Consider the following 23,708-nt stretch of genomic DNA (forward strand, 5'->3'; position numbering starts at 1 on the left):
TCCAACTTTCCGGGGGCGACCGCCCGAGACTGAGCCCTGTTAGTGCTGGCATCCTATGGTGGGATGAATTCTCCCCGAGCGCCGGGGCCCTCAGCCGTGCAGGTTCCAGGTGACCGTCCTGGTCATCCCGGTCGCCCGGAACGCCTCGTCCCGAACCCAGGGGGTGGTGTCCCGGACCGTCACGGTGACCACGGCGCTCTGTCCCGGGGCCAGCCCGAGGCGGCCCGCGTCCAGGGTGTCGCCGGCCACGGCGGCGGCCGGCGCCGGACGGCCGTCCAGCCGCCAGGTCACCTGGAGCCGCCGCCCGCCGGCCAGCGGCAGCGGGAAGACCTGGAGCTTCGGCAGCCCCGCCACCGCGCCCGCGGCCGGCGTGGCCCGGTCGACCGGCGACACCTGACGGTAGATCGACTCGATGACCGCCTCCCGGGACGGCAGGTTGTAGACCCCGCCGAGGGTGCGCATGATCGAGTCCCTGGTCGGCCGGTACAGGCCGTTGCCGCTGCGGTAGGCCCCCACCGTGCCGCCGCTGGGGTCGGCCGCGCCCAGCCAGCGCCACCACTTGACCCGGTCGGCGCGCATCGCCCCGGCGTCCGCGGCGGAGAGGTTGGGGTAGGAGCTGTCGGCGGGCGCGGAGTCGTACTCGTCGCCCAGGCCGCCGACGGTGTGGCCCATCTCATGCTGGATGATCTTCGGGGCGTCCGGGGACCCGGCCGCCAGGGTGGTGGTCGCCCCGCCGCCCTCGCCGCCGTACCGGTCCGAGTCGGCGAGCGCCAGCAGGTACTGCGGTCCGGCCGGTTCGCCGGCCCTGGACGCCACCGCGGCGTCGTCGGCGCACAGCAGCCGGGTGATGCCGTCGCAGCCGAAGTGCATGCCCAGCGGCGAGCCCTGGCGCAGCCCAGACTGCTGGGAGACCACATCGACCCGGCGGACGTCGAAGAAGTGCTGGTAGGTGCGGAACGGCTCCACCGCGGTCAGCGCCTGCCACACGGCCGCCGCCTGCGCCCGGTAGCGGGGCAGGTCGGCGGCCGTGTAGCCGTCGCCCAACAGGACCAGGGTGATCCGCTTCGCCGGATCCCCGTTGTTCACCACCAGTGATCCGCTGCCGGCCGCCTCGGCCCGCACCGGCCCCCGGGCCAGCAGTGCGAGCACCATCAGCAGCACCGAAACGGACAGGACCAAGGCACGGGCCCTGGGTCGCATGGGGTACTCCTCCGCCTGTGGACAACGCAGTCCGCGAAGGAGTACCCAGCGGCCCCGGGCGACCACGCGTCACCCGTTAGGCCTTCACTCGTACGTGGCTGAGCCGCTCAACCCCAGCTGATGAGGCGTTTGGGCTGCTCCAGGATGGCCGCCGTGTCGGCGAGCACCCGGGAGCCGAGCTCGCCGTCGACCATGCGGTGGTCGAAGGAGAGCGCAAGGGTGGTCACCAGGCGCGGCACCACCCGGCCCTTGTGCACCCAGGGCAGCTCCCTGACCTGGCCGAAGGCCAGGATGGCGGCCTCGCCCGGGTTGAGGATCGGGGTGCCCGAGTCGACGCCGAAGACGCCGACGTTGGTGATGGTGACCGTGCCGCCCTGCATGTCCGCCGGGGAGGTGCGGCCCTCGCGGGCGGTCTCGATCAGCGCGGTCAGCGACTGCGCCAGCTCGGCCAGGCTCTGCGAGCCCGCGTCCTTGATGTTGGGGACGATCAGCCCGCGCGGGGTGGCCGCGGCGATGCCGAGGTTGATCCGGCGCTTCACCACGATCTCCTGGTTGGCCTCGTCCCAGGCGGAGTTGACCTCCGGGTGCCTGCGGATCGCGGTCAGCAGTGCCCTGGCGACCAGGAGCAGCGGGCTGACCCTGACGTTCGGGCCCAGCTCGCCGCTGGCCTTGAGGCTGCGCACCAGCTTCATGGTGCGGGTGACGTCGACCTGCACCCACTCGGTGACGTGCGGCGCGGTGAACGCCGAGGCCACCATGGCCTGCGCGGTGGCCTTGCGGACGCCCTTGATCGGGACCCGCAGGTCGCCGTCGCCGCTGGTCACGGCCAGGACCGGCGGGGCCGGGACGGGCGCGGCGGCGACCGCCGGCGCCGGGACGGCTGCCGGGGCCGCGACGGCGTGGACGTCCTCGCGGGTGATGGTGCCGTGCGGGCCGGTGGGGGTGACCGTGCGCAGGTCGATGCCCAGGTCCTTGGCCAGCTTGCGCACCGGCGGCTTCGCCAGCGGACGCTCCTCGGCGACCGGGGCGGGCGCCGGGGCGGCCACCGGGGCCGGAGCCGCGACGGGTGCCGTGACGGGCGCCGTCGCGGGGACGGAGGCCGGCGGGGTCAGCGCCACCTTGCGGGGGCGGCGGCGGGAGGCGCCGGAGCGCGGTCCGTAACCGACCAGCACCTCGCGGCGCTCGGGCTCCGGCTCGGCCTCGACGGGCGCTGCCGCGGTTGTCCCCGTTTCGGGGACAGGTCCGGCGGCGCCGCCCTCGACGGCCACAGTGATGATCACCTGGCCGACGTCGACCGTGGTGCCCTCGTCGAAGAACAGCTCGCGGACCACCCCGTCGAAGGGGATCGGCAGTTCCACGGCCGCCTTGGCGGTCTCGACCTCGCAGACCACCTGTCCGTCGGTGACGGTGTCACCGGGCTGGACGTACCACTTCAGGATCTCGGCCTCGGTCAGTCCCTCGCCCACGTCGGGCATCTTGAACTGACGTACCGACTCGACTGCTGTCGTCATGACGTCTCCTCAACCCCTCAGAAGGCCATGGCGCGGTCGACGGCGTCGAGCACCCGGTCCAGGTCCGGCAGGAAGGCGTCCTCGACCCGCGACGGCGGGTAGGGGGCGAAGTAGCCGCCGACGCGCAGCACCGGGGCCTCCAGCGAGTAGAAGCAGCGCTCGGTGATCCGCGCCGCCAGCTCGGCACCCATCCCCAGGAACACCGGGGCCTCGTGCACCACCACGGCGCGGCCGGTCCGCCTGACCGACTGCTCCAGGGTGTCGAAGTCGACCGGGGACAGCGAGCGCAGGTCCACGACCTCCAGCTTCAGCCCGTCCTCGGCGGCGGCCTCGGCCGCCTCCAGGCAGACCTTGACCATCGGCCCGTAGGCGATCAGGGTCAGGTCGGTGCCGGTACGGGCGACCCTGGCCCGGTGCAGCTCCAGCTCCGGGGCGCCGTTCGGGTCCAGCTGGCCCTTGTCCCAGTAGCGCCGCTTGGGCTCCAGGAAGATCACCGGGTCGTCCGAGGCGATGGCCTGGCGCAGCATCCAGTGCGCGTCCGCCGGGTTGGACGGGGCGACCACCTTGAGGCCCGCGGTGTGGGCGAAGTACGCCTCGTGGGACTCGCTGTGGTGCTCCACCGCGCCGATGCCACCGGCGAACGGGATCCGGATGGTCACCGGGAGCTTGATGTGGCCCAGCGCGCGGGCGTGCATCTTGGCCAGCTGGGTGACGATCTGGTCGAACGCCGGGTACACGAACCCGTCGAACTGGATCTCCACCACCGGGCGGTAGCCGCGCAGGGCCAGGCCGATCGCGGTGCCGACGATGCCGGACTCGGCCAGCGGGGTGTCGATCACCCGCTCCTCGCCGAAGTCCTTGTGCAGTCCGTCGGTGACCCGGAACACGCCCCCGAGGCGGCCCACGTCCTCGCCCATGACCAGCGTCTTCGGGTTCTCGTCCAGGGAGCGGCGCAGCGCCTCGTTGAGCGCCTGCACCATGGTCCAGGACTTCTTCGTGCCGGTCTCGACCGCCATCAGTCGTCCTCCCCGTCCGTCAGTTCAGCCGCCGCGCTCGCGAACGAGGACGCGTAGGCGAGGTAGCCCTCGCGCTCCTCGTCGACCAGGGCGTGCCCCTCCGCGTACACATGCTCGAAGATCGAGGACGGGTCGGGGTCCGGCATGGTGCGCACGCCCTCGCGGACCCGGCGGGCCAGCTGCTCGCTCTCGGCCTCCACCGACTCCAGGAAGGCGCTGTCCGCCCAGCCCTCGCGGACCAGGTGGGCCTTCAGCCGCTCGATGGGGTCCTTGAGCTTCCAGGACTCCAGCTCCTCGGCGATCCGGTAGCGGGTCGGGTCGTCCGAGGTGGTGTGGGCGCCCATCCGGTAGGTGAAGGCCTCGATCAGCACCGGGCCCTGCCCGGTCCTGGCGTGGTCCAGCGCCCAGCGGGTGACCGCCAGGCAGGCCAGCACGTCGTTGCCGTCCACCCGCACGCCCGGGAAGCCGAAGCCGGAGGCGCGCTGGTAGAGCGGCACCCGGGTCTGCTTCTCGGTGGGCTCGGAGATGGCCCACTGGTTGTTCTGGCAGAAGAACACCACCGGGGCCTGGTACACCGAGGCGAAGGTGAAGGCCTCGGAGACGTCGCCCTGGCTGGAGGCGCCGTCGCCGAAGTAGGCGATCACCGCGTCGTCCGCGCCGTCCTTGGTGATGCCCATCGCGTAGCCGGTGGCGTGCAGCGTCTGCGAGCCGATGACGATGGTGTAGAGGTGGAAGTTCTTCTCGTCCGGGTCCCAGCCTCCGTGGTTCACCCCCCGGAACATGCCCAGCAGGTTCAGCGGGTCCACGCCCTTGCACCAGGCCACACCGTGTTCGCGGTAGGTCGGGAAGGCGTAGTCGGTGGGGCGCATCGCCCGTCCCGAGCCGACCTGGGCGGCCTCCTGGCCCAGCAGCGAGGCCCACAGGCCCAGCTCGCCCTGGCGCTGCAGCGAGGTCGCCTCCGCGTCGAAGCGGCGGACCAGGACCAGGTCCCGGTAGATGGAGCGCAGCTCCTCCGGAGTGGTCTCCAGGGAGTAGTCAGGGTGTTCGACCCGTTCCCCCTCGGGGGTGAGCAGCTGCACCAGCTCCGGTGGGCCCGCGTCGGCGGGGCCATCGTTTGCGGCGGGGGCGGTGGTGGGCGCCCCGGCCGTGCTGTCGACGGTCACGTTCACTCCTCGGTCTCTCCGGTCTCCGCCTGTGTCCCTGGGTTAGGGCCAGTACCGGCCACCGGTCCGGTCGCCGTCTCCGTACTCGCGCGGGGTGTGCGCTGGGTGCGGATCGGCGGTAGGTGTGCCCTGATCCTGCAGGAGAACGTTACCCAGCGGAAGAGCCCACTGCTCCGCTGGTAGGACGTCCTCGTAACCTCCAGGTACCCCGGCCCGTGGCAAATCAGGCTATTTTCCGGCATTCCTCCCGCATGGGCCGAGGGGCGCTGTGCGAATCTTGTGCCATGACACAATCCGGGCATATCAGGGTTTTTCTCCTCGATGACCATGAGGTCGTCCGCCGTGGCGTCCATGAGCTGCTCTCGCTGGAGGACGACATCGAGATCGTCGGCGAGGCCGGTACCGCCGCCGAGGCGCTGGTCCGCATCCCGGCGACCCGTCCCGACGTGGCCGTGCTGGACGTGCGGCTGCCGGACGGCAGCGGGGTGGAGGTCTGCCGCGAGGTCCGCTCGCAGCAGCCGGAGATCAAGTGCCTGATGCTCACCTCGTTCTCCGACGACGAGGCGCTGTTCGACGCGATCATGGCCGGGGCCTCGGGCTACGTCCTCAAGGCGATCCGCGGCACCGACCTGCTCTCGGCGGTCCGCGACGTCGCCGCCGGCAAGTCGCTGCTGGACCCGGTCGCCACCGGCCAGGTGCTGGCCCGGCTGCGCGAGGGCTCCCAGGAGGACGAGCGGCTGAGCGGGCTCACCAAGCAGGAGCGCAGGATCCTCGACCTGATCGGCGAGGGGATGACCAACCGGCAGATCGGCAACGAGCTGCACCTCGCCGAGAAGACCGTGAAGAACTACGTCTCCAGCCTGCTCGCCAAGCTCGGCATGGAGCGCCGCACCCAGGCCGCGGCGTACGTGGCGAAGATGCACGCCGAGGAGCGCTGACCGCACCCGGGACGCCGCGTCACCGGACGCCGGATCAGCCCGGGCCCGCTGCTGTCAAGCGGCCACTGTTCCCAGCCGCATCAGCAGTACCATCAGCACCGTGACGCAGGCTCAGACACGGGCGGGGCTGCTGGACCGGGTGCACGGGATCCCGGTCGCCGGGGTGCTGCAGCGCTACGACCTCCCCGACGCCTACCCGGAGCTGACGGTGGAGCGGGTCAGCCAGGGCCTGCTCAACCGAGGGGTGAGGATCAGTGGGCCGCACGGCGGCTACTTCCTCAAGCAGTACCTGGACGACGCCGGGCACGCCTCGGGCGCCGCGATCGCCGCCCAGCACCGGGCCATAGCGGCGCTGCGCGACCGCGGGCTGCCGACCGCTCCCCCGCTCACCGCCAGGGACGGCCGCAGCAGCGTGCTGCTGCGGGGGCGCCGCTACGCCCTGTTCCCCTGGGTCGAGGGGGGCCACCGCACCGGCCGCTCGCTGGACCGGGAGGAGTGCACCGCCCTGGGCACCCTGCTCGGCCGGATCCACGCCACCCTCGCCGAGCTGCACCCGCCGGTGCCGCAGCCCCGCTCGCTGCCGTGCGCGGACCCGGCCCAGACCGAGCGCACCATCGCCGACCTGCTGGAACGCTCCCAGCTGCGGACCCCGCAGGAGCCCTTCGACGCCCTCGCCAGGGAGCGGCTGCGGGAACGCCGCGAGCTGCTGGCCGGCTACCGGCACCGCAGGCCGCAGCCGGACGCGGCACCGCCCTCCGGCTGGGTGCACGGCGACTTCCACCACCTGAACCTGCTCTACCGGGACGCCGCCCCGGTTGCCGTGCTGGACTGGGACCGGCTCGGCATCAAGCCCTGCGCCGAGGAGGCGGTCCGGGCCTCGACGCTGTTCTTCAACCACCCCGAGACCGGGGTGCTGGACCTGTCCCGGGTGCGGCACTACGCCCGCGGCTACCGCGAGGCCTCCGGCAGCAGCCCGGAGCACCTGGCCGCGGCGGTGCACCGGGTCTGGTGGGAGCGGCTGAACGACTTCTGGATACTGCGCTGGCGCTACCAGCGCCGGGACGAGCGGGCGGACCCGCTGTTCCCGGCGGCGGCGGCGCAGCTGGTGTGGTGGTGCCAGGAGTACGAGCAGGTACTCGACGCCTGCGTGAACTGACGCCGGCCGCTCAGGAGGTCGGCGGGGTGTTGGAGCCGGACGGGTCGCCGCCGGCCTGGTGGGTGGTGCTCCCGGTCGGCGTGCTGCTGGCACCGCCGGTGGGCGTCTGGCTGGCCGGCGCGCTCGGGCTGCTGGAAGCGGAGGCCGAGGCGCTCGCCGAGGCACTGGCGCTCGCACTGGCGGAACTCGACGCCGAGGCCGAACTGCTGCCGGTCGGGGTCGGGTTGCCGGTGAACGACGAGGTGCTCGGCGGCTCGGTGCTCGGAGTGGGACTGTCCGAGGGGCTCGTCGACTCGGTCGGCGCCTGCGAGGACACCGTGTCCGAGGGCGTCGCCGGGGCCGACGAACTGGTGGAGGCCCCGGGGGAGTTGTTGCTGCCGTTCTGCATCGCCAGCACCACCCCGATGGTGATCGCCGCGATCGCGACCAGCACCGCGACCACCGCGAACAGGGCCCGGCGGTTGCCGTCCCCCTCGTCGGCCCCGTCGTTGGGGTCCTGGTAGCGGGGCGGGACCGGGCTGCCGGGGTCGGCCGGCATGGCCCGGGTGCCCATCGGCGGGGTGCCCACGGTGCGGCCGACGACGGTCGGCGCCATCGCGGCGGCCGCGGCGCTGGGCAGCAGTTCGGTCGGACCGGTGGCCGAGCCCAGGGTGCGCAGGGCGTGCTGCACATGGGCCCGGAACTCGTCGGCGCTCTGGAAGCGGTCGTCCGGCTCCTTGGCCAGCGAGCGCAGCACCAGTGCGTCCAGCGAGGCCGGCACCCGGGAGTTGGCCTGCGACGGCGGCACCGGCGGGTCCTGGACGTGCTGGTACACCACCGACAGCGGGGTGTCGCCGGTGAACGGCGGACGCAGCGTCAGCAGCTCGTAGAGCATGCAGCCGGTCGCGTAGAGGTCGGAGCGGTGGTCCACGGACTTGCCGAGGGCCTGCTCCGGGGACAGGTACTGCGGGGTGCCCATGACCATGCCGGTCTGGGTCATGGTGCTGGTGGCACCGGTCAGCGCACGGGCGATGCCGAAGTCCATCACCTTGACCGCACCGGTGTTGGTGATGATGACGTTGGCCGGCTTGATGTCCCGGTGCACGATGCCGTGGCGGTGGCTGTAGGCCAGCGCCTCCAGGATCCCGGCGGTGATGATCAGGGCCTGGCTGACCGGCGGCGGCTCGTCGCCCTGCAGCAGTTCGCGGACCGTGTGGCCCTCGACCAGCTCCATCACGATGTAGGGGACGGTCTCCCCGCGCTGCGCCTCCTCGCCGGTGTCGTAGACCGCGACGACGGCGTGGTGGTTGAGCGAGGCGACCGAGTGCGCCTCCCGGGTGAAGCGGATCCGCGCCGTGGTGTCCTCGGCGAGCTCCGGGCGGAGCACCTTGATGGCGACGGTACGGCCCAGCCGTACGTCCCTGGCCGCGAACACCTCGGCCATGCCGCCCCGGCCCAGACGGTGCGTCAGCCGGTAGCGGCCCTCGCCGAAGACGGACAGACCGCTGGTGGAACTGACCGAGGGCTCCTCGGCACCGGGACCCTGGCCGGGGGCACCGGGGAACGGGCTGCCCTGGACCGGGGTCTGCGCGGGGTCGCCGTAGCCGCCGCCGTAGCCGGGGGCACCGTAGCCGCCGGGGGTGCCGGCGCCGCCGATCATCGGATGGCCGACCGTGGGGGTCTCGCCCGGGCCGCCGCTCTCGGGGTCACCGGGTCCGGTGCCTGCCCCGCCGTCGGCCTGCTCGTTGTCTGCCATTACTCTCCGCCGTCGGTCGTTCGCCTGTGCACCGCTCCCGCATTCCGCTCGGGGCCGGAGGATCACCCGTGCCCGGCCGGCCGCTCACACTCCGCACACGATGCGCCGACCGGTAGGACCCATCAGGTGCACGCTACTGGTTTTTCGCCGCTCACGTGTCCACCGATCATCGTGTGGCCCCGGCCCGGGCCCGGTTCAGCCCAGTACGGGTGAACCGTCCCCCGCCTGGGCCACAGCGACCGGTCCCGGCCGGCCCGAGCCGTTGGTGCTCGAGTTGGACCCGTTGTTCTGCAGGGCCAGCACCAGGATCAGGACCAGCAGCACCAGCACGCCCACGATCACGCCGACCACCGCCGCGGCGGCGCCGCAGCCCCGACCGCCCTTGGGGATGGGGGTGTTCGCCTGCTGGCCCGGGTTGATCGGACGACCCGTCGGACGCGGGATCGGTGTCCCCGGGCGCGGCGGCTGCGGCATCGGGGTCGGCCGCGGAGTGGGCGCGGGCGTCGGCCGGTAGGGCGGCGGTGTCTGTGCGCCCTGATGCATACCTACCTGTGGATACGGGGTGGGCGGCGGCGTCGGTACACCGGGACGGGCGTACGGCGGCGGGGTCGGGCCCGGGACGTAGTTCTGCGGCGGCGGGGTGCCCGGCATCGAGGGCTGCGGCATCGGCATCGACGGCATCGGCTGCTGCTGGTACGGCTGCTGCTGCGGGGGCATGGTGCCCAGCTGGCCCTGCGCGGGCGGGAAGACCGCGTTGGCGCCGGAGCCGCCGATGTTGGTGACCCGCGGCCCCTCGCCGATGATCAGCGGGGTGTTGGCGCCGCCGGCCCCGGCCAGCCGCTCGCACTCCCCGCGCATCTCGTCGGCGGACTGGAAGCGGTGCCCGGGGTCCTTCCGCAGCGCCCGCGCCACCAGCGCGTCCACCGCCGGGGTGACCGCCGCGTTGAAGGACGACGGCGCCGGGGGAGTGTCCTGGACGTGCTGGTAGGCCATGCCCAGCGCGGTGTCCGACTCGAACGGCAGCCGCCCGGTGAGCAGTTCGAAGAGCAGGCAGCCGACCGAGTAGAGGTCGGAGCGGGCGTCCACGGCCTTGCCGAGGGCCTGCTCCGGCGAGAGGTACTGCGGGGTGCCGACGACCATGCCGGTCTGCGTCATCGAGGTCACCCCGGACTGCATCGCCCTGGCGATGCCGAAGTCCATCACCTTGACCGTGTTGCGCCTGGTCAGCATGACGTTGGCGGGCTTGATGTCGCGGTGCACCAACCCCTGCTCGTGCGAGGCCCCGAGGGCCGCCAGCACATCGCCGGTGATCTTCAGCGCCTTGTCGGTGGGCATGGCGCCGTGCGTGGCGATGTCGTCCCTGAGCACCGAGCTGAGCGAACCGCCCTCGATGTACTCCATGACGATGAAGGGGGCATGCACCCCGTCCTCGTTGACGTCCTCGCCGCTGTCGAACACCGAGACGATATTGGGGTGGTTGAGCCGGGCGACGGCCTGCGCCTCGCGCCGGAAGCGCTCGCGGAACGAGGGCTCGGCGCTCATGTTGCCGAGCATGCTCTTCACCGCCACCGGACGGTCCAGAACCGTGTCGTCCGCGAGGTGGACCGTCGCCATCCCGCCCTGCCCGAGCAACTCCCGCAGCAGATAGCGGCCGTGACCGACCGTTCGTCCCGCTGCGCCGCTCTGCCCGGTGGTGCCCTGCTCGCTCATCTGTCTTCTCTTCTCCCCCACGGCGTCAGGGGATCAGGCTAGCGGGCCGTACGGACATGCGGCGCAGCGCCATCGGACCGAATCCGGTCCGTGACCGGTCCGGGCGTGGGTCCGGCCGGAGGCCCGGCTTGCGGTCCGGCTAGAGGTAGGGACCGGAGCGGAGGTGGCCCTGGCCGTCGTCGCCGTCCTCCAGGCCGCCCTGGCCGGGCGGCAGCGCCCGCCGCATCTGCTCCAACTGCGCCCTGGCGGCCATCTGTTGGGCGAAGAGCGCGGTCTGGATGCCGTGGAACAGGCCCTCCAGCCAGCCCACCAGCTGCGCCTGGGCGATCCTGAGCTCGGCCTCGCTGGGGATGGCCTCCTCGGTGAAGGGCAGCGACAGCCGCTCCAGCTCCTCCACCAGCTCCGGCGCGAGGCCCGCCTCCAGCTCCTTGACCGAACTGGCGTGGATCTCCTTGAGCCTGACCCGGCTGGCCTCGTCCAGCGGCGCCTGGCGGACCTCCTCCAGCAGCTGCTTGATCATGCTGCCGATGCGCATGACCTTCGCCGGCTGCTCGACCATCTCGGTGATCGGCAGCTCGCGGGACTCGCCCTCGGCCGCCCCCTCCTCCGATGCCGGGCGGCGGGCTCCGCCCGGGAGCGCCCCGACGGGCATCCCGTCGGGGCCGACGATCAGGACCTGGGGGCCATGGGGGCCGTCTTCGGGCCGCGGGTTCGGGCTGTTCATAGCCGTCATTCTGCCCCAACGAGCCGACTTTGGTGCGGCAGCGCCAAGAACACCTGTGCGGGTCGGGATGCGGGGGCAGCGGAACCGCCACTGCGTCCGGACCTACATCCGGCGCAGCCTCCAGCCGAACAGCGCGGCCCCGCAGCCGATCAGCGACAGACCCACCCCGAGCGGCAGCAGCCTGCGGTTCAGCAGGTCCCGCGCGGGCGAGGGGCGCGCCGCGACCGGCCCGCCGGGGAGCGGCTTCGCCGCCAGCGCGCCGGGCCCGAGCGGCGGCGGGCCCGGGCTCGGAGCCGTCCGGCCCGGGTTCTGGTCGTCGGACGGCCGGGAGTGGCGCGACCAGGCCCCGGCCGGCGCGTGGACGGCGCCCGGGGCGTCCGCGGCGGCAGCGACCGGAGCCTGGTACGGCCCGGGGACGACCACCGGGAACAGCGCGCTGAGCACCGGCTCCGGGAGGACCGACGGGCTCGCCGAAGGACGCGCCACAGCGCTGGGGTGCGCAGCGGGCTTCGCGGGGGAGGGGGACGGGGAGGGCTTGGCCGACGGCTTTACGGACGGCTTGGCGGATGGCGTTGCGGAGGGCTTCGCCGAGGGCGTGGTGGACGGTGTCGGGGAAGCGGCGGCAGAAGCCGTGGCGGTCGGCGTCGGGCCGGCGGAGGGCGTCGCAACCGGGTCACCACTGCCCGACAGCGCCGGCTCCGTCCAGACCATCTCCCCCGGCCACACCAGCCGGATCTCCCCGCCGCCCGGCAACCGCACCACCACAGTGTCGGGCCAGTACGGCGCCGGCGCACGGTCCCGCGTCGCGACCCCGACGGCGACGGCCGCAGGAGCGGGACCGACGGCCAGCGCCACCCCCACCCCCAGCACCAGCGCGGTGGCCCGAACGACAGCGGAGGGCGAGGACACACGCATACGCCGCACCCTCCAGACCGCCGCCGACCCACCCCTCGCAAAGGAGCCCAGCCGACCCGCACCCGACCACCGCTGTCACTGTGACCATTACATATACGGCCATATACGGCATTTCGGACGGCTATTACCAGGGCCGACTGGAGGATGCGGAGCGTCGGACGCGCGCGGTCAGACCTGGAGCAGGATCTTGCCGATGTGGGTGCTGCTCTCCATCAGGCGGTGGGCCTCGGGCGCATCGGCCAGGGGCAGGATGCGGTCGATGACCGGGTGGACGGTGCCGGACTCGAGCAGTGGCCAGACGTGCTCGCGGACCGAGGCGACGATCGCGGCCTTCTCCGCCAGCGGCCGGGCGCGCAGGCCGGTGGCGGCGACGGCGGCGCGCTTGGCCATCAGCTTGCCCAGGTTCAGCTCGGCCTTGACACCGCCCTGCATACCGATCACGACCAGACGGCCGTTGACCGCCAGGGCGTCCAGATTGCGGTCCAGGTACTTGGCGCCGATGACATCCAGGATCACGTCCGCACCGTCGGGGCCCACGGCCTCGACGAAGTCCTGCTCGCGGTAGTTGACCAGCACGTCCGCGCCCAGCGCGCGGCACGCCTCCAGCTTCTCCGCACTGCCAGCGGTGACCGCGACCCTGGCGCCGATCGCCTTGCCCAACTGGATCGCCATCGTCCCGATCCCGCTGCTCCCGCCGTGCACCAGCAGCGTCTCGGCCGTCCGCAGGTGCGCCACCTGGAAGACGTTGGACCAGACCGTGCAGACCACCTCCGGGAGGGCGGCCGCGCTGACCGGGTCGACTCCCTTAGGGAGCGGCAGCAGCTGGCCGACCGGTACCGCGACCTTCTCCGCGTAGCCGCCGCCGGCCAGCAGCGCGCACACCTCGTCGCCGACCGCCCAGCCGGACACCCCCGCGCCCAGCGCGGCGATGCGCCCCGAGCACTCCAGGCCGGGGTAGCGCGAGGCCCCCGGCGGCGGATCGTAGAAGCCCTGGCGCTGCAGCACATCGGCCCGGTTCACCGCCGAGGCGGCCACCTCGACCAGCACCTCGCCCGCAGCGGGCTCCGGATCCGGCACCTCCGCCAGGACCAGCGCCTCGGGACCGCCCGGCTCTGAAATCGTGATCGCTCGCATGCTTCGGACGCTACCCGATGCGGCCCCGCAGAAATACTTCCCCGGGCACCCAACGCGCGGTGGGTCAGCAGAAGTCTGATGGGGTGACGACGAAGATGGGGGACGCGTGAATGCACAGTCAGAGGCGGAGTTCCGCGAGTTCTACAGCAACCGCTGGCACCGTCTGCTCCGCACCGCCTACCTGCTGACAGGTGATCACGGCAGGGCCGAGGAACTGCTGCAGAGCGCGATGATGCGGGCCTACCGGCACTGGCGCCGGATCGAGCGGACCGACGCACCGGAGGTCTACGTCCGCCGGATCATGGTGAACCTGAGCATCACCTGGTGGCGCCGGCGCCGGGTCCCGGAGGTGCTCACCGGTTCCGTGCCCGAGTACGGCGGCGCCGACGGACAGGCCGCGCACGCCCAACGGGACGAACTCGCACGGGCCGTCAGGAAGCTCCCGCCACGGATGCGCGCCGTGCTGGTGCTGCGCTACTTCGAGGACCTCAGCGAGGCCGACACCGCCCATGCGCTCGGCTGCTCGGTGGGGACCGTCAAGAGCCAGTCCCATGCGGCGATCAGGCACCTGCGGACCCTGCTCGGCCCCGAAGTCCCCGGAGGTGCGGAAGGCACCGACCCCGTCAGCACCCTGATCCCCCGCCAGCCCGCCACCGGAAGGAGCACGCCGTGACCAGTCTGCCCTCACACCACGACATGGAGACCGAGCTGCGCGCGGCGCTGGCCCGGCAGGCCGGACCGCTGGACACCGCCCCGGCTCCGTACGAGCGGTTCCGCCGGCGGGTCCGGCGTCGTCGCCTGGCCCAGGGGGCCGCACTCGGCGCCGCCGTCCTCGCGGCGACCGGCATGGCCGCCTTCGGGGTCCCCGGCGTCGGCCACGGGGGCAGCGGGGTGCCCGCCGATCCGGCGCACTGGTCCCCCGCGATCCGCACCTGGATGCAGTCCTGGCCGGTCCTCGGCGACCAGGTCGACGACTCCTCCGTCACCTCCCGGGCCCGCACGGCTGCGGCCGTCGACCTCAAGGTGCCGGTGGCCGACACCTACGTGGTGTACGCCGGACACGTGCAGGGGGTCCCGGTGGCTGTCGTGGTGGCCCCGGTCAGCGCGACCGACGCCCAGTACTGGTTCAGCACGAACGGGACGGCGTCCCGCTGGGGCGGGGTCGCACCGAACACCCTGCTCGAAGGCCAGTTCCAAATCGGCACCAGGACCGTGGAGCTGGTGCTCCCGCCCCCCGGGGTGGACCGGGTCGAGCTCTCGCCCGACGTCGACTGGACGGCCCGGGGCACCGCGGTCCGCGAGCCGTACCGCCCGCTGCCGCTGACCGGCGGCATGGGGGTGGTGTCGGTCGTCGACGACGGGACCAGGCCTCGGCTGCGAGCCTACGCGGGATCGAAGCTCGTCGACGACGAGGTGGTCGGGCCCGGCGCCGGTCAGGACCTCAACATTCCCGTCGGGCTGATCGACTCCATGGTCAGGGCCTACGGTCACCCGGTCACCGAGCGGGCCAGGCAGATGATCCAGTTCATCCTGCAGAGCGAGTCCGACCTCGGCGTCCACGACGCCACCGCGCTGCATCCGCAGCTGCTGTGGACCGGAGCCTCCGCCTCCATCGGCCCGGACTCGGTACTCGTCCAGATCCAGGCACGCGGCGGCACCCTGCAGTTGTTCGCCGGAGCCGACGGCCAACGACAGGACGCACCCACCGGAGGCGGCGCCCGGCTGGTCCCGGCATCGCGTTCCGGGCTGGCCAGCTACCTGGGCGTGCGCGACAACTACCAAGTCTCGGACACCGCTCGGTCCCCGGTCGAGATCCTCTACCAGGGCGGCGCATCGGCCTCGGTCAGCTTCGACGGCGGTGCCCCGGTGACGGCGTCCCTGGACGGCCGGGGCCATGCCGTGATCACCCCGACCGGGGCCGGCGGGACCCACCGAACCGTCGTCGTCCGCGACAAGGACGGCCGGGTCCTGCTCAGCACCCGGCTCGACGGTCTGGGCGAGAGCACTCTGGACGCCCCCTGACGCAGGCGTCACACAGCACTGCCGGACGGAAGCTGACGCTGGATAAGCTGGGATGCCAGGAGCGCTCTCATCGGGAGGTCCGGCATGGGCGGTTGGCTGTGGTTGTTGATCCCCGCCGTGATCGTCGGTGGCGGGCGGCTCGGCGAGCTGATGCAGAGCAGCCTGCGCACCCGGCACGAGCGCAAGCTGGAGCTGCTGAAGGCGAGCGAGCAGCGCCAGCTCGCCATCGACGCGGCCAACCGCCCGCCCGAGCCGATCTGCGGCTGCACCCACCACCTGGCCAAGCACGACCGGAGCGGCAAGTGCCATGAGACGGTCGAGGCGCCGACCGCCTGGGACGCCAAGCGCAAACCGCTGCAGTACGAGGCCCGGCCCTGCAACTGCCAGCAGTACATCGGACCGGAGCCGCTGGGGATGGTGTTCGCCCAGGACATCGTCGACCCCGAGTCGGGGAAGTAGGCCGGCCGCGCCGGGTCAGACCGGCTGGGGTTCGGCCCGCCTGACGGCGATGATCCGGTCGGTCGAGCGGAGCGTGGCGGCCTCCGGGTCGTCGTAGGGCAGCCTGCGGTTGCCGCGGACCACGCAGATGACCAGGTCCCCGCAGTCGTGGGGATGGCCGCCGACCTCGGTGGGACCGACCGGGCGGTCGATGACGTCCAGTCCGTTGCCGACCGTCAGCAGGTCGTGCAGCACGGCGCCGGCGTTGGGGCTGAGGGTGGAGACCCCGAGCAGGCGACCGGCCGAGCTGGAGCTGGTGACCACCACGGTCGCGCCGCTCTGCCGCAGCAGCGGCGCGTTCTCGTCCTCCCGTACCGCGACCACGACCGTGGCGTGCTTGTTGAGCTGCCGGATCGTCAGGGTGACCAGGACCGCGGTGTCGTCGCGCTGGGTGCCCACGATGATCCGGTCGGCCCGCTCGACCTGCGCGCGGCGCAGCACCTCGGTGCGGGTGGCGTCGCCGAGGATGCCGACCAGGCCGTCCTCGTTGGCGGCCTCGACCGCCTTGTGCTGGGGGTCGACGACCACGATCCGCTCCTTGGCGACGCCCTGGAGCAGCAGCGTCTCCACGGCGTTGCTGCCCTTGGTGCCGTATCCGACGACCACCACGTGTCCCTCGGCGGTCCCTTGGCTCATCTGGCTCATGGCGGCCTTCCAGCGCTTGATCCGCCAGAGCTGGCGGGTGCGGGTGGTCAGGACCTCCAGCGTGGTGCCGACCAAGATGATCAGGAAGACCACCCGCAGCGGGGTGATCACCAGGATGTTGACCAGCCGGGCGCTGTCGCTGACCGGGGTGATGTCGCCGTACCCGGTGGTGGAGAGGGTGACCGTGGCGTAGTAGGCGGCGCCGAGCAGGTCCAGGTGACCGTGGGCGTTGTCGTGGTAGCCGTCCCGGCCGACCCAGACGACGACGATGGTGACCACCATGACCAGCAGCGCGAGCACGAAGCGGCGGCGCACCTGCTGCGAGGGCGACGCCGCCGGTTCCGGCAGCAGGATCTGACGGAGCTGCAGTTCGCCGGGGTCCCGGCCGGTCCGACCCGTGCCGCGACCGCGGCCCCTGCGCCGGTCACCGCCCGCGCGCCCGGTCCGGCTCACAGGGCTCATCCCGCGGGGACCTCCAGTACCTCCACCCGGGTGCCCGCGGCGACCCCGCCGGGCGGCACCACCGCCAGGCCCTCGGCCAGGGCCAGCCCGCGCAGCATCGCCGGACCGTCGAAGGCCAGCGGCACCGCACCCCGCTCGGGGAGGACCACCGGCAGCAGCCGGGTGTCGGTGGGATGCCCCGGCAGCGGTACCGCGGCCTCGACCAGATAGGTCGCGGTACGGGGGAAGCCGGCCAGGGCGCGCAGCAGCGGTTCGGCGAGGGTGACCACCCCGGCCACCGCCGCCAGCGGATTGCCGGGCAGCCCGACCAGGTGGCGGGGCCTGTCCCGGCCCTCCACCGGCGGCAGCGCGGCCAGCAGCATGGGGTGGCCCGGGCGCACCCGCACACCGTCGACCAGCAGTTCCGCACCGACCTCGGCGAGGGCGCGGTGCAGGTAGTCCACCGGTCCGGCCGCCGTGCCCCCGGTGGTGACCACCACGTCGGCGGGGCTGCGCCGCAGCGCGTCACGGAGCAGGCCGAGGTCGTCACCGACCCTGCGCACGGCGCTGATCCGCGCGCCGTGGGCGCGCAGCCAGGGCGGCAGCAGCGGGCTGAGCGCGTCCCTGGTGCGCCCCGCGCCGGGCAGCCCCGAGTCCAGCAGTTCGTCGCCCAGCACCAGCAGTTCGACGGTGGGACGGCGGTGCACGGTGAGCAGGTCGCAGCCGGCCGCCGCGGCCAGGCCGAGGACGGCGGGGGTGACCGTGGTGCCCTGCGGCAGCAGCGGCTCTCCGGTACGGCACTCCTGGCCGCGCGGCCGGATGTCCCGGCCCTGCTCCAGCGGGTTGCCGCCGCGGTCGTGCAGCAGCTCGGCGCCGCTGCGGTCGCGGCGCACACCGCCGTCCTCGCGCCGGAGCACGGCGGTGGCGCCCGGCGGCAGCTGCGCCCCGGTGGCGATCCGCACGGCGGTGCCGTCGGGCAGCGGCACGGTGCTGCCGCGACCGGCGAGCAACTGGTCGCTGTTGTCGGGCCGGGCCGGACCGATCCGCCACGGGCCGGGGCCGGAGACCGCCCAGCCGTCCATGGCGGAGGTGTCGAAGGCGGGCAGGTCGGTGAGGGCTTCCAGGGGGGCGGCCAGAGCCGCGCCGAGCGCGTCGGCGAAGGGCAGTCGCACCGGCGGGAGCGGCCGGACCACGGCGCGCAGAGCCCGTCCACGCGCCTGTGCCCAGCCGAGCGGCCCGGAAGGACTGCTCTTGGCCCCGGCACCGGCGGCCTCGTCGGCGGCGTAGTCGTAGGGCGCGGGGGTCGCCGGCCCGGCTCCGGGGTGCCGACCGGTCCCTGACGGTCGGCCCGGCTCCGGAATGGGCGCGGTGTAGTCGAACGGCGCACCCTCCGCCGCACCCGCGCCGCTCACCACGGCCGTACGGACCAGGAACGGATAGGCGTCGAGCAGGTCCCCATCGGTGCTCTCCTCACCACCCATCAGCCCGACTCCCCGCCGTTCGACGCCCCGCCGTTCGACTGTTCGGCGCTCGACTGTTCGGCGACCCAGCGCCCGACCAGCGCCACAACCTTGCTGTTGGCCTCCGCCACCGCCCCGGCGCCGCCGCCGGCCTGCGCCGCCGCATAGCCGACCAGGAACGCCGTCAGCGGGGCGGCGGGGCGGGCCACGCCATGGGCCACGTCCTTGGTCATGTCCAGCAGACCGGGTACGTCGACCTCCAGGTCGATCCCCAGTGCGGTCTTGGCTTCGGCGATCCAGTCATTCAGCACCGTCCCATCGTCGCCGATCCCAGGGTCAGGAGCGTGCAAGGTAACGTTTCGCTGTCGTGTCACTTCCCTCGCGGTACCCGGGCGCGGGCGTGAGCACGGGCTCGGGCGAGGTCGTCCCAGGTGTCGCAGTCCAGCGAGGCGCCGTCCGGATCGGCGATCCGACGGGTGGTCAGGCCGCCGACGAGGCGCCGCAGCGGAAGGCCGGCCGGCTCGCCCAGCGCCGTCAGGGCCGCCAGCAGCGGGGCGGTGCGGTAGGCGGCGGCGAGCGGCTGGTCGCGACCGCCGGCGTCGACCAGGACCGCGGCGTCCACCGCTCCGTCAGCCGATCCGTCCGTGGCTCCGTCCAGCCCGCGGAGCAGCACCGCGGCGGTCGCCGGCTCGAAGAACGGCAGGTCCGCGGCGAGTAGCAGGATCCGGTCCGCGGTCACCGACGGCAGTGCCGCCGCCACCGCCGCCACCGGTCCGCCGCCCGGCGGCTGCTCGCGCACCCAACCGACGGGCCGGCCGGTCGGCCGCCGGGGACCCACCACGACCGTGCTCCGGGCACCGGCGCAGCCGGCCAGCACCCGGTCCAGCAGCGCGGTGCCGTCGACCTCCAGCGCCACCTTGTCCGTCGCACCGCCGAACCGCCGGGCCGCACCGCCGGCGAGCACCACCGCGTCGTACGCACCGAGCCCGTCGTCCATCCGACCAGTATGGATCCACTCCGAGGCCCCGGATCAGAGCCGGTGCTCCGCCAGCACCGTCGCGACCTCGTCCTCGAAGGCGGCCGCCGGGCCGAGGAACAGCTCGAAGTGCTTGGCCCAGGCGTGGTAGCGGTGCAGCGGGTAGTCGAGGTCCGCACCCATCCCGCCGTGCAGGTGCTGGGCGGAGGCCGCGACCGAGCGGACGCCCTCGGCCGACCAGACCTTGGCGGTGGCCAGGTCCGCGGCCAGCGGGATGCGCTCCGGGTCGTCCGTGCCGTCCGCCGCGGCGACGAGGCCGATCCGCCAGGCCGCCTGCCAGAGCGTGACCTCCATCGCCCGCAGGTCGATGTAGCGGTCGGCGACCTGCATCGACACCGCCTGGAAGGTGGCGATGGGGTGCCCGAACTGCTGGCGCTTGCCGGTGTAGTCGGCGGTCATCCGCAGGATCTGCTCCCCCAGGCCCAGGCACAGCGCCGCCGTGCCGACGATCAGCAGTCCGCGCAGGTGGAGCCAGTTGGCGGCGTCCGGCGCCGGCTCCCCCAGCTGCGCCGAGGCGTCGACCCTGGCGCCGTCGAAGACCATCTCCGCGGCGAGTTCCCCGTGCGCGGTGACCTGGCGGCGCAGCTCCACCCCCGGGGCGTGCGGATCCACCAGCAGCAGCAGTGTGCCCCGGTCGGAGCGGGCCGGCACCACGATCCGGTCCAGCACCTGGGCGGCGCTCACCCCGGTCTGCACCCCGTCCAGGATCCAGCCGCCCGGGGACCCCGTCGGCCCGTCCGCCGCCACGGCGCGTACGCCCTGGTCGGCCGGTTCGTGCCCGGTGCGGCCGTGCGGGGCGACGCCGAGCAGCAGCCGTCCCGCGGCGACCTCCGGCAGCAGTTGCCGGCGCTGGGCCTCGCTGCCGTAGCGCTGCACGGCGAGCGCGGCGGCGCCGGTCTCCAGCAGCGGGACCCGGGCCAGCACCCGCGCCGACTCGCGCAGCACCAGGCACCAGGCCACCGGGTCCAGGCCCGAACCGCCGTACTCCTCGGCGAGTGCGATGCCCAGCAGGTCGGACTTGGCCAGGCGCTGCCACAGCTCCCGGTCGATGTCCGCGGCCACGGGATCGGCATTGACAGCGGGGCTGGGCACACCGTCCGGAGCGACATCGGCGAAGGCCGCGCGGGCGGCTTCGACTGCGGCCTGCTGCTCCTCGGTGAAGGTGAAGTCCACGGCTCTCTCCCCTTTGCTGCCTTTGCAGCCCCTGCTGCCCGACCCCATGACGGACCGTCAGATTAGAACGGGTTCTAGTGGATGGGAAGGGCCACGGCGCCGCGGCGGCAACCTGCCGATTCCGGCATACCCACTAAACCGGTCAATGGTCCACTCTCCCTGTCACAGGCACCACAGGGTCAGTACCGTTCGGGACGGACAGAGCCTCAGCGAGCGAGCGGACAAGCGTGCCAGACCATCCGAACCAGGCCGCGCGGGACGGTGCCGCGCCGGACGAGGCGGCGGCGACGCCGCAGGACCGGGACCCCATACCCGGCCTCGCCCCGCCGGGCCCCCGAGTGCCTCCGCAACGGCCGGCCCCGGACCGGACCCCGGAGCAGGCCGCCGACCGGACGCCGGAGCCCGTACCGGCAACCGCGTCCACGCCTGTGCCTGCGCTCGCCGCGGACGGCAGCACCCCCCGCCTCTGGTCCCTGCCCGCCCTGATCACCCTCGCCCTCACCGCCACCGCCCTGATCGTCGCCACCGCCTGGCACCTGGGCACCGTCTTCCTCTCCATAGCCCCCTCCAACCCCGCCTCGCAGCGCTACCAGTCGGCGATCAACTCCCATGTGCTGCCGGAGTTCGAGCAGAACTGGCAGCTCTTCGCCCCCAATCCGCTGCAGAACAACATCGCCGTCGAGGCCAGGGTGCAGACCCTCGCGCCCGACGGCAGCCGGGCCGAGTCCGGCTGGTACGACCTCACCGCCCAGGACATCTCAGCCGTCAGGGGCAACCCGGCACCCAGCCACCTGAACCAGAACCAGCTGCGCCGGGCCTGGGACTACTACACCTCCTGGCATAACCTCCCGGGCGAGACCTCCCTCGGCACCGGCGGCCCGCTGTCCAAGGAGTACCTGAAGCGCATCGCCCTGCAGCGGATCGGCAGCCGCGACTGGCAGGGGAACCAGATCATCCAGATCGAGTTCCGCTCGGCCACTACCCCGGTCACCGGACCGTCCTGGACCGCCGCCGCGCAGAAGAAGCAGACCAGCTACGTCACCCTGCAGTGGTGGGCGGTCTCCGACGACGACTACACCGGCCTCGGGATCCACGGATGAACGCATCGACCGGCGTGCTCGCCACCGTGCGCAGCAGCAGCCTCACCGGCTGGACGGCCTTCACCGGACGGGTCCTCGCGCCCTACCAGGCCGCCGTCGTCCGGATCGGCTTCGCCCTGTGCTTCGGCGGCTTCCTGCTCCGCGAGTGGCCGCACCGCCGGGTCCTGTACGGCGACCGCTCGGCCTGGAGCCTCGACCTGGCCCGGCAGATGCTCGCCGGCAACCACGCCTTCACGGTGCTGGCCTGGTCCGGCGGCCGCTGGTGGTTCGAGACCGTCTACGCGGCCGCGATCGTGGTGAGCCTGCTGCTGATGCTCGGCTGGCGCACCCGCGCCATGTCGGTGCTGTTCCTGGTGTGCGTGCTGTCGATCCAGAACCGCAGCGTCCTGATCGGCGACGGCGGCGACAACGTGATCCACCTGATGGCGATCTACCTGGCCTTCACCCGCTGCGGCACGGTCTGGTCCCTGGACGCCCGACGCCGGCGGCTGCACCCGGACCGGGTGGACCGCACCGGCGTGGCGCTCTGGTCGGTACTCGGCCTCGCCCTGCTGTTCACCCAGCTCACCGACCCCGGCGGGATGGGGACACTGAGCCCGGGGCTGTACACGTGGAGCACCGTCCTCTGGGCGTTCTGGCTGCTCAGCGGAGCATGGTGGCTGCTGGACCGGCGTGCGCCGGACGGCGAACCCCGGGCCGTGCTGGACGCGATGGCGACCATGCTGCACAACTGCGCGATGCTGGTGGTGATGGTGGAGGTCTGCTTCATCTACGCCACCGCCGGCTGGTACAAGATCCAGGGTTCGCTCTGGCAGGGCGGCACCGCGCTCTACTTCCCGCTGCACCTCGACTACTTCAACCCCTGGCCGGGACTGTCGCAGCAGCTCTCGGCGCACCCGATCCCGGTCTTCCTGATCAGCTACGGCACCGTCATCGTGCAGGTCGCCTTCCCGTTCCTGGTCTTCAACCGCCGGATCAAGAACGTCCTGCTGGTACTGATGATGACCGAGCACGCCGCCATCGCGGTGACCCTGGGACTGCCCTTCTTCTCGCTGGCGATGATCAGCGCGGACGCGGTCTTCCTGCCCACCTGGTTCCTGGTCCGGACCGGCAACCGGATCTCCCGCTTCGCCACCCCCCTCGCCACCCTCGTGAAACATGCGTTCACGCGCGGTACCGAACGACCGCACTCCGCCGAAGGAGTGACCACGGTCTGACAATCGCGTTGCTCATGACGTCAGCACCACTCACCTGAGAGGGACGTCATGCAACACACCGAACAGCCGACCCTGCAGCACTCCGCCTTCCCGGCCACCGGGCAGCCGATCCGCGTCATCATGATCGACGGCGAGCCCTGGTTCGTCACGGCGGACGTGTGTCGGATCCTGGGCCGGTCCAATCCGAGCTGGGCCAACCAGATCGTCCAGCAGCACGAGACCCAGACCGTGGATCTGCGCGAGGTAACCCTCACTTCAAGTGAGGGTAAGGACAAAAGCGCAGGTCGGAAAAGCTACGAGCGCGGAAATCCGCTGCTCGGCGTGGTCAGCGAGAGCGGGCTGTACACGCTGATCATGCGCTCCCGCAAACCCTCCGCCCAGCCCTTCCAGACGTGGGTCACCACCCAGCTCCTCCCCTCCCTCCGCCGCGGGGACACCGATCTCGCCGCTGAACGCCGACGTATGGCCGAGACCCTTGCCGAGGCCATCGGGCATCAGCCGGTGGACCTGGTGGCCCGGATCGACGGAATCCAGGACAGTGACTTCCGCGTCCTCACCGACGGCTCCGTTCACTGCCCGCACGGGCGTACGGAAGTCTGCGTGCCCAAGCGCAGCGAGGACAGCGGGCCGCCCTACGGACCGTACTTCCGCTGCCCGGAGGTGAAGCGCGTCGGCATCAGGGGCAGCAGGAGCGTACGCAGCTGCGGCACCATCCGCTTCGTCGACGTGGTCCGCCGCCTCGCCGCACCCCGCGAGCCGGAGACCCCGGCCGCCCCGCCGCAGGGCCCGACCCCGCCGCAGGCCCCGGTGTCGGCTGGGCTGCTCTCCCTGAAGATCGGTCAGGCTCGGGTCCTGGGAACGGCGAAGGAGATCGCCGCCCTGCTCAAGGAGATGGGAGTGGAAGCCGGCTAGCC

20 protein-coding genes and 1 pseudogene are annotated in these 23,708 nt (G+C 72.8%); 8 read left to right on the forward strand and 13 right to left on the reverse strand.

Annotated features, from left to right (window positions below):
- Positions 1 to 90: 90 nt before the first annotated feature.
- The 4 genes from IF29_RS0114820 to pdhA all read right to left on the reverse strand — a co-directional run bounded on the left by IF29_RS0114820 (position 91) and on the right by pdhA (position 4,890).
- Positions 91 to 1,200: a M64 family metallopeptidase gene (locus IF29_RS0114820; RefSeq protein ID WP_051725331.1), complete on the reverse strand. Its 1,110-nt coding sequence runs from the start codon at positions 1,198 to 1,200 to the stop codon at positions 91 to 93.
- Between the two features lie 107 nt (positions 1,201 to 1,307).
- Positions 1,308 to 2,711, reverse strand: coding sequence for a dihydrolipoamide acetyltransferase family protein (locus IF29_RS48510; protein ID WP_030254243.1), 1,404 nt, complete (start codon positions 2,709 to 2,711; stop codon positions 1,308 to 1,310).
- Between the two features lie 17 nt (positions 2,712 to 2,728).
- On the reverse strand, positions 2,729 to 3,691 hold the full coding sequence (locus IF29_RS0114830) for an alpha-ketoacid dehydrogenase subunit beta (RefSeq protein ID WP_157623770.1): 963 nt from the start codon (positions 3,689 to 3,691) through the stop codon (positions 2,729 to 2,731).
- A gap of 35 nt (positions 3,692 to 3,726) precedes the next feature.
- Positions 3,727 to 4,890 carry a pyruvate dehydrogenase (acetyl-transferring) E1 component subunit alpha gene (pdhA, locus tag IF29_RS0114835; protein ID WP_030254247.1) on the reverse strand — a complete coding sequence of 388 codons (1,164 nt, stop codon included), beginning with the start codon at positions 4,888 to 4,890 and terminating at the stop codon, positions 3,727 to 3,729.
- A gap of 284 nt (positions 4,891 to 5,174) precedes the next feature.
- On the opposite strand from pdhA, the gene IF29_RS0114840 reads away from it, so the two are divergent.
- Both IF29_RS0114840 and IF29_RS0114845 read left to right on the forward strand, forming a co-directional pair.
- Positions 5,175 to 5,828, forward strand: coding sequence for a response regulator (locus IF29_RS0114840; RefSeq protein WP_030254249.1), 654 nt, complete (start codon positions 5,175 to 5,177; stop codon positions 5,826 to 5,828).
- Between the two features lie 100 nt (positions 5,829 to 5,928).
- Positions 5,929 to 6,984: a phosphotransferase enzyme family protein gene (locus IF29_RS0114845; protein ID WP_084714254.1), complete on the forward strand. Its 1,056-nt coding sequence runs from the start codon at positions 5,929 to 5,931 to the stop codon at positions 6,982 to 6,984.
- A gap of 10 nt (positions 6,985 to 6,994) precedes the next feature.
- Here IF29_RS0114845 and IF29_RS0114850 read toward each other — a convergent pair whose 3' ends face one another.
- The 5 genes from IF29_RS0114850 to IF29_RS0114875 form a co-directional block, all read right to left on the reverse strand.
- Complete coding sequence (locus IF29_RS0114850; RefSeq protein ID WP_232242150.1) at positions 6,995 to 8,719, reverse strand: protein kinase domain-containing protein; 1,725 nt, start codon at positions 8,717 to 8,719, stop codon at positions 6,995 to 6,997.
- 195 nt (positions 8,720 to 8,914) lie between these two features.
- Entirely contained in the window at positions 8,915 to 10,429 is a 1,515-nt protein-coding gene (locus tag IF29_RS0114860; protein WP_063757508.1) for a protein kinase domain-containing protein, read from the reverse strand.
- A gap of 139 nt (positions 10,430 to 10,568) precedes the next feature.
- Positions 10,569 to 11,153, reverse strand: coding sequence for a bacterial proteasome activator family protein (locus IF29_RS0114865; RefSeq protein WP_030254256.1), 585 nt, complete (start codon positions 11,151 to 11,153; stop codon positions 10,569 to 10,571).
- Between the two features lie 102 nt (positions 11,154 to 11,255).
- Positions 11,256 to 12,068, reverse strand: a complete 813-nt coding sequence (locus IF29_RS46015; RefSeq protein WP_037595350.1) for a hypothetical protein — start codon at positions 12,066 to 12,068, stop codon at positions 11,256 to 11,258.
- 168 nt (positions 12,069 to 12,236) lie between these two features.
- Complete coding sequence (locus IF29_RS0114875) at positions 12,237 to 13,202, reverse strand: NAD(P)H-quinone oxidoreductase (protein WP_030254258.1); 966 nt, start codon at positions 13,200 to 13,202, stop codon at positions 12,237 to 12,239.
- Positions 13,203 to 13,308: 106 nt separating this feature from the next.
- On the opposite strand from IF29_RS0114875, the gene IF29_RS0114880 reads away from it, so the two are divergent.
- The 3 genes from IF29_RS0114880 to IF29_RS0114890 all read left to right on the forward strand — a co-directional run bounded on the left by IF29_RS0114880 (position 13,309) and on the right by IF29_RS0114890 (position 15,683).
- Positions 13,309 to 13,875, forward strand: coding sequence for a SigE family RNA polymerase sigma factor (locus tag IF29_RS0114880; RefSeq protein ID WP_037595352.1), 567 nt, complete (start codon positions 13,309 to 13,311; stop codon positions 13,873 to 13,875).
- Positions 13,872 to 15,224 (forward strand): hypothetical protein, encoded by a 1,353-nt coding sequence (locus IF29_RS0114885; protein ID WP_030254263.1) that lies wholly within the window; start codon positions 13,872 to 13,874, stop codon positions 15,222 to 15,224. Before IF29_RS0114880 ends, IF29_RS0114885 begins: the two co-directional genes overlap by 4 nt.
- 84 nt (positions 15,225 to 15,308) lie before the next feature.
- Positions 15,309 to 15,683: a hypothetical protein gene (locus IF29_RS0114890; RefSeq protein ID WP_030254266.1), complete on the forward strand. Its 375-nt coding sequence runs from the start codon at positions 15,309 to 15,311 to the stop codon at positions 15,681 to 15,683.
- A 15-nt stretch (positions 15,684 to 15,698) separates the two neighbouring features.
- On the opposite strand, the gene IF29_RS0114895 is transcribed toward IF29_RS0114890, so the two are convergent.
- From IF29_RS0114895 to IF29_RS0114910, 4 genes and pseudogenes are all read right to left on the reverse strand, one after another.
- Entirely contained in the window at positions 15,699 to 16,829 is a 1,131-nt protein-coding gene (locus IF29_RS0114895; RefSeq protein WP_084714258.1) for a potassium channel family protein, read from the reverse strand.
- Positions 16,826 to 18,289: a molybdopterin molybdotransferase MoeA gene (locus IF29_RS0114900; protein WP_084714261.1), complete on the reverse strand. Its 1,464-nt coding sequence runs from the start codon at positions 18,287 to 18,289 to the stop codon at positions 16,826 to 16,828. The genes IF29_RS0114895 and IF29_RS0114900 overlap by 4 nt, the downstream gene beginning before the upstream one ends.
- Positions 18,289 to 19,265 (reverse strand): annotated as a pseudogene (locus IF29_RS41975) (NTP transferase domain-containing protein). The gene IF29_RS0114900 and the pseudogene IF29_RS41975 overlap by 1 nt, the downstream one beginning before the upstream one ends.
- 33 nt (positions 19,266 to 19,298) lie before the next feature.
- Complete coding sequence (locus tag IF29_RS0114910; RefSeq protein WP_030254272.1) at positions 19,299 to 20,477, reverse strand: acyl-CoA dehydrogenase family protein; 1,179 nt, start codon at positions 20,475 to 20,477, stop codon at positions 19,299 to 19,301.
- Between the two features lie 227 nt (positions 20,478 to 20,704).
- Between IF29_RS0114910 and IF29_RS0114915 the strand changes: the two genes are divergently transcribed.
- From IF29_RS0114915 to IF29_RS43560, 3 genes are all read left to right on the forward strand, one after another.
- Positions 20,705 to 21,577 (forward strand): DUF5819 family protein, encoded by an 873-nt coding sequence (locus IF29_RS0114915; protein WP_157623750.1) that lies wholly within the window; start codon positions 20,705 to 20,707, stop codon positions 21,575 to 21,577.
- Positions 21,574 to 22,794, forward strand: a complete 1,221-nt coding sequence (locus tag IF29_RS0114920) for an HTTM domain-containing protein (RefSeq protein WP_051725334.1) — start codon at positions 21,574 to 21,576, stop codon at positions 22,792 to 22,794. The genes IF29_RS0114915 and IF29_RS0114920 overlap by 4 nt, the downstream gene beginning before the upstream one ends.
- A gap of 120 nt (positions 22,795 to 22,914) precedes the next feature.
- The gene (locus IF29_RS43560; protein ID WP_198037454.1) at positions 22,915 to 23,706 is read left to right on the forward strand and encodes a BRO-N domain-containing protein; all 792 of its coding nucleotides are present in this window, start codon (positions 22,915 to 22,917) and stop codon (positions 23,704 to 23,706) included.
- Positions 23,707 to 23,708: the final 2 nt, after the last annotated feature.

Origin of the sequence: Streptacidiphilus jeojiense, from assembly GCF_000719095.1 — a bacterium.
In the GTDB taxonomy this organism is placed as follows: Bacteria; Actinomycetota; Actinomycetes; order Streptomycetales; family Streptomycetaceae; genus Streptacidiphilus; species Streptacidiphilus jeojiensis.